Annotated in this window: 2 protein-coding genes and 1 pseudogene; 2 read left to right on the forward strand and 1 reads right to left on the reverse strand. The window is 44.5% G+C overall.

Going from position 1 to position 2,062, the window contains the following annotated elements; translation table 11 throughout:
* Together PGX78_RS01625 and PGX78_RS01630 are read left to right on the forward strand one after the other, a co-directional pair.
* Positions 1-575 (forward strand): annotated as a pseudogene (locus PGX78_RS01625) (hypothetical protein); the annotation flags it as partial.
* 18 nt (positions 576-593) lie between these two features.
* A complete protein-coding gene (locus PGX78_RS01630; protein ID WP_270445115.1) occupies positions 594-1,172 on the forward strand; it encodes a TMEM165/GDT1 family protein in 579 nt (192 codons plus the stop codon).
* A gap of 135 nt (positions 1,173-1,307) precedes the next feature.
* Here PGX78_RS01630 and PGX78_RS01635 read toward each other — a convergent pair.
* A partial coding sequence (locus PGX78_RS01635; protein WP_270445113.1) for a YadA-like family protein occupies positions 1,308-2,062 on the reverse strand: 755 nt, incomplete at its 5' end.

Below are 2,062 nucleotides of genomic sequence, written 5' to 3' on the forward strand. Positions count from 1 at the left end.
GCAATGCCGTCGACGATTCAACAGCCTTGTTAACCGTATACTGGTATAACGATACGTTACAGGCCTCCATCCCCTGTACCCTTATCATGAAACGAATAAACGGGACTTGGACGGTTGCGGATTTAGATGACAGCACAGCTTTTTTATCATGCATCCACGACGCTTCCATGAACGCCTTGGCCCTCTCCAACGATGATGTGAGCAAACGCATGGAAAGGTACGTGCATATTGAAAACATACAGTCATCTCTGGTAACAGATAACAATGACAATACTTTTTTACGTCTCGATTACACCCCCGTATACCCGCAGGGAACCTCCGACATAGAATCGATTGTCTGTGACTTCACATTAAAACGTACACAAGATGACGCCGTTTTATATACGACCCGCCTGCACGTACCGCTTTATAAAAGCGGCACGTCTCTCACAGCCCGTTTCCCTTTAAACGGTTTAATCCCGTCTCAAAAAACACTAAGAGATCTCCCGTCTTTAGATAATACATCCACTGTCCTTCAACCTGTATCCATTCAATTGAAAAACGGGACGGTTCTTTCTTTAAAAGATGCCCTTTAAATTTCAGGAGTGTTTTTGATGACTGCTTTTCTTACAGCCTTTCTCATGGTTTTTCTCGCCGAACTGGGTGATAAAACCCAGCTTCTCGTCATGGCCTTTGCCGCTAAGTATCGTTGGCAAACGGTTATGTTGGCGGTCCTCATCGCTACTGTCGCCAATCATCTCGTCGCCATTATCATCGGTATTTATGTCAATACGGTAATCAACATGGATTACATTCATTTAGCAGCAGCGGCAACCTTCTTTATTTTCGGTATAGGCACGCTCATCAGTAATGACAGGGAAGAAAAATTGAAAGATAAAAGGATGCTTATCAATCCCTTTTGGACTGTCGCTGTTGCCTTCTTTCTAGCTGAAACGGGAGACAAAACTCAATTAGCAACCATTGCCATGGCTGCTCGCTTCGGCGAATGGCTTCCGCTATTAATCGGTACGACAGCAGGCATGATTGCCGCCGACGGACTGGGCGTACTGGCCGGCACGGTCATTAACCGCTATGTGTCACAAAAACGAATTCAGATGTTCTCGGCCATTTTCTTCCTTATTTGCGGATTCACGGAACTGGTTGTCGTTTTTCACGTCTTCGACAATTTCTAAGCCCGGTCTTTAACGGAAAATTTCTGAAAAAATCCGGCTGCTATTTGGGGAACATTAAATAAAAAACGTAACTGAAAGAATTCCCTTTCAGTTACGTTTTTTATTTATATCAGGCAGAACCGATTTTCTGCAAAACTACTTCTCATTCATCTTTTTAACAAGCATAGCGACAGTTTCCTGAAGTTGCTTATTTTGTGCTTCCAATATATCTACCCGTTGTTCAAGTGCATTATATAATGCGGGCGAAATTTTTTGTGATGTATTTTCTTCTCCCAATTTATAGGATACGCCGATATTGGCCATAATATGTTCACTAAAGGTAGCTCCGGCTGTAAAAAGCAGGTTTTCTCTCTTATAATACCCTATTCCCAATGCCAGTGCATTGGCATTTTTGTAATGTCCATAGCCGCCCATCACCTGAAGTCTATTGTCCGGGTCGAACTGTAAGGGATGCAATGCAGCCAACGCCGCAGCTCTCGCGGATCCTTTATCGGCTTCTTTCCCGAGACCGGCAATATGGCTATACAAATTATCTATTTGCCGATTAGCCCCGTAGAGTTGAGACCCGTTGACAGCATCCGTAGAATTTTCACTGACACGACCTGCCGCTACATGCGTAATCGTGCGCTCTTGTCCCGAAGCCCCTACGGAAACAGTGGAAACAGGCACTTTACCGGCATAGCTGACCGTAGTCCCGTCACTGTAGGTATAGTCGGGAGTGCCGACTACATCACTACTTTCAGCTGTCGAATTGTTGCCCAAGACGACCCCGTTTTCCAGAGATGTTGTTACGTTATTCCCTACGACAAAGGTATTATTCGCACTGACACGATTATTATTACCTACACTGTATGAATCGTCTCCCGCAACGGTAGACACATTATAAGTAC

Origin of the sequence: Megasphaera sp. AF13-6AC (assembly GCF_027685385.1) — a bacterium.
GTDB lineage: Bacteria > Bacillota > Negativicutes > Veillonellales > Megasphaeraceae > Megasphaera > Megasphaera micronuciformis.